Raw genomic sequence first — 4,069 nt, 5'->3', positions numbered from 1 at the left:
TCACCCCGGGCGCCTCACACAATCCCCGCGGGGCGCGCCCTCTCTGCGGGGCCCCCCCCGCCGAATACCCGTAGGCAGCGCCCGAACCGCCGACAGTACCGCCCTCCCCGCACGCTCGAAGTCTTGAAGCGCCTGATCGAGAACCACGACAATGAGATCAACGGTCGCCCCAGAGGGCGACCGCCACAGCTGGTCGTACGCGCGCTCGTCCTTGGGGAACTGGTTGCGATCCTCGGTCGCCCTGGAAAGCGACCGCCACCTCACCGTCATAACCTCGCCGCCGACCCAGACATCGTTGCGATCCCCGGTCGCCGCGGAGGGCGACCGCCGCCTGCCGTACGGGCGCACCACCGGCCCTCGCATCGTCAGTTGCGATCCTCGGTCGCCCCCGAGGACGACCGCCGCTACGCGTCGCAGGCGCTGCCCTACGACCCATGGGCGTTGCGATCCTCGTTCGCCCCGAAGGACGACCGCCACACGTGCTCGTCGGCCACTCCATCATCCCGGACGTGGTGTTGCGATCCCTTCCCTCCGGAGGACCATCGCCTGCCAGCCTTTCGGCGCCCTCAGCCTGCTTGCCCGTGTTGCGATCCTCCGTCGCCTTGGATGGCTTCCGCCGCACCCGCGGGCAGGGCCCAGTGCGGTGCTTCCTGGTCGTTGTGGTCCTCGGACGCACCGCCCAGAGCGGCCACCACGCTGGAGAGCGTGGGACTCGGGCCATCGCAGTTCGACGCTGCGTCGGAGTTGCGACCCTCCATTGCCCCGGAAGACGACCGCCACATCCCAGCCGCTCGCCTCGACCCCAGTGGACTCGATGCTATTGCGGTCGTCCCAGAGGACGACCGCCACAGCCGTGCACGACCTTCGCTGGCATGAGCACTGCGGGGTTGCGATCCTCGGGCGCCCCAATAGGACGACCGCCACGTTGCCGTGAACGAAGGTGCCCGCTGCGTACAGCAGGTTGCGATCCTCGGCCGCCGCGGAGGGCAACCGCAACGCCACGAGTGCCACAGCTGGTGCAGGGTCAGGAACTCGTTCCGATCCTCGGTCACCCTGCGGGGCGACCACCACCGCAAGGTTGACCTCGGCTGCCCCGGCCCAGGTGATGTTGCGATCCTCGATCGCGGGAGGGCCGGCCTCACCGTACTACCGGGGTTCACGACGTTGCGATGCCAGCCGCACGAAAGGACGACCGCCACGCGCAGGTACCGGGGTGTATCCCAGGTCCTGGGACTCGTTGCGATCCGCGGCCACCCAGAGGACAACCGCCACCATTGAGCCGTACCGCCGGGTGATCCGGCATGGGCGTTACGATCCTTGGTCGCCCCGGAGGACGACCGCCACCGTGCGGGGCCTGGGACGCGTGTCCAGCATGCGTGGAGTTGTGACCCTCGGCTGCCCCGGAAGGCGACCGCCACGACGCTGCTGGCGGTGCGCTGTCCTGTGGCGGGGTGTTGGGACCCTCGGTCGCTCCTGAGGACGACCGCCACGCGCACCCGCATCGGCCGGTCAAGGTGCCGCAGGGAATTGCGATCCTCAGTCACCCCGAAGAGCGACCGCCACTGCCATGTCGACGGCCAGGGCCAGGGTCTCGTCGAAGTTGCGATCCTCGGTCGCCCCGGAAGTTGACCGCCGTCAGGGCAGTCCACGTCGACCCGTCGTCGGACGTGTAGTTGCGGTCCTCGGTCACCCCGAAGGGCGACCGCCACCCCTTGACCTGCGGCACCACTTCCGCGACCCCCACATGTTGCGATCCTCGGTCACCCCAGAGGGGCGACCGCCACTTCTGTGGGTTGCGGTCGAGTCGATTCGAATACGCAAAGTTGCGATCCTCGGTCGCCCCGGAGGGGCAACCGCCACCTGTTCTCGCCCCGCAGCGCGCCCGCGCTCGAGATGTTGCGAATCTCGGCCACCACGAAGGACGGCCGACGCTGGTGGACGGATTTGCCCAACCAGCGCGGGCAGGATACTAAGCGTCCTCAGGGGTGACCGCCACAGGGGAGCTACCCCGCTGTTGACCATCCCGGATTTATTGCGATCCTCGGTCACTCCGGAGGACGACCGCCACGGTTGGGACTCCACTACGGTCAAGGATGCGAAAGAGTTGCGATCCTCGATCGCCCCGCAGGGCGGCCGCCTCCAGACCGACACTGCCGTGCCGGCCGCCGATACAGCCGTTGCGATCCTCAGCCGTCCTGGCCGCTACCAAGAGCCTTCGCGTATCACCGACGCTGCCGCGGTGTTGCGATTCTCAGTCACCCCGTCGATAGACGGCCGGGGGCTCCTGGCTGTTGTGATCCTCGGCCGTGGTCATCCGGGGAGCGCCCGGTAAGGAGCCGGGAAACCAGCTGGAACGTCCGCGCGGTACGTGGCGATCCCCGGTCCCCCCGAAAGGCGACCGCCACCACCGACGTGCGGTTCATCGCACCCTACCTATGGCTGTTGCGATCCTCGGCCGCCTCACGTGACGACCACCACGCTGCGCGTTCCGTTCCCCGCGATTGGCTCCACATCGTTGCGATCCTCGGCCGTCCCCGAAAGGCAACCGCCGGCAGATAGTAAATCTGGTTCGTGCCGTCGGTTGTTTCGATCCTCGCTGCCCCGGAAGACCACTGGCACGGACAGACCACCAATCGCGACAAGCTAGCCGCCCAATCCGAGAGGCGACCGCCACAACCAGAGGCGGCCAGCGATCCAGGTATTGCCAACGCCGTTGCGATCCTCGGTCGCTGCGGAGCAGCGGCCGCCACGACTGAGATGCAATCATCATGACCTACGGCGTGATGTTGCGATCCTCGGTCGCCCCAGAGGACAACCGCCACGCCCACTTCGCCGCCATGTACGAGCACGAACACATGTTGCGATCCTCGGTCGCACGGAAGACGACCACTGTAAGCAGATCACCACACTTCGGCAGCCGGCTGGCGGTTTCAGTTCCGCAAGCGTACTGGTGAGGCATTGCTCGGTGGATCGGAATGGTCATGCAGGCGGTTCGATGCCTCGTTGGGCGTGGTAAGGGCCGACCCATTGGTACAGGTCACCAGTGATTTCGATGGCGTGGCCGGTGTTGAGCGCCAGTTCCAGTTCCCGCTCGGGGATGGATGCCATGTGTTCCTGCAGGGTGCGGTAGGTCGCCGGCGTTGGCAGGCCGCGGCGGAGCTGGTCGACGGCCGTCTGGGCGGCCTGTCGAATTTTTTCTTCGAGGCGGGGGCGGATGGCGACCACGGCCACGGAGTGTTCGTTGTCGATGAGTCGCATTCTGTGCGCGACCTCCGGGTAGTGCAGCTTTGCTCGCAGCGCTTCGATGACTTCTCCGGTGGCTCCGTTGGGGTCCTTGGAGTGTTGTCCTGCCTGGAGGCGGTAGCGGTGCTGGTAGTACGAGCGGAGGACTTCCAGATCGTCGGGATCGGCCAGCCCGTCGCCGAAGCGGCGGGACGCTGCTGCGATTGCGCACGTGTTGTAGACCACTCCCGGGTTGAGGCCGTCCTGGGGATCGAAGATGGTCATGACGCTGTCCTTCGCGGGGCGTTTGCCCTCACGGTTGACCCGTCCGGCGGCCTGCTGTTCGGACTCTGGTGTTGATCTGGCGCGGTATCCGCGGGGGAAGTCGAGGCTGACGCCGGCTTCGATGAGCGAGGTCGATACGAGGAGAGTGTCCAAGCCCTCCTCCAGGCGCTGCTTCGTCGCCTGGATGGTTTCTCGGCGGTGGCCGCCAGTCATGCGGGTCGACAGGTGGAGGACGCCTGGGTTCTCGTCGCGGTTCGTGCTGAGCCAGGTGCGGTGGACCAGGCTGGCGTCTTTGGTCCCGTTGACCACGACGAGGGCCTGGTCGTGCTCGGCTGCCTCGGCAGCGATGCTTGCGAGGGTCACGTCCGGGCCGGTCCGCCACTCGTACCTGACCCGGCGCAGCTGGTTAAAGAGTGGAGCGGGGTCGGAGACGACGTCGCATTGAGGGAGTCCGGAGCGCCAGGGGTTAAGAGGTCCTAACAAAGGCGTTGGACGTGGCGGTGGGTGATGAGGCAGGTGGCGAGGCCGAGGAAGGCTTCGTGGATGTCGTCGCGTCTCTCCC

At 67.0% G+C, this 4,069-nt stretch carries 1 protein-coding gene; it reads right to left on the bottom strand.

What is annotated here, in order from left to right:
- Positions 1-2,979: 2,979 nt before the first annotated feature.
- Positions 2,980-3,870, bottom strand: coding sequence for a helicase-related protein (locus ABZ192_RS40100; protein WP_356929398.1), 891 nt, complete (start codon positions 3,868-3,870; stop codon positions 2,980-2,982).
- Positions 3,871-4,069 lie beyond the last annotated feature (199 nt).

The sequence above is a fragment of the Streptomyces sp. NPDC006235 genome (assembly GCF_040613735.1).
Lineage (GTDB): Bacteria > Actinomycetota > Actinomycetes > Streptomycetales > Streptomycetaceae > Streptomyces.
The sequence above is the reverse complement of the archived record's forward strand: the minus strand, read 5'-3'. Positions and strand labels throughout refer to the sequence as shown.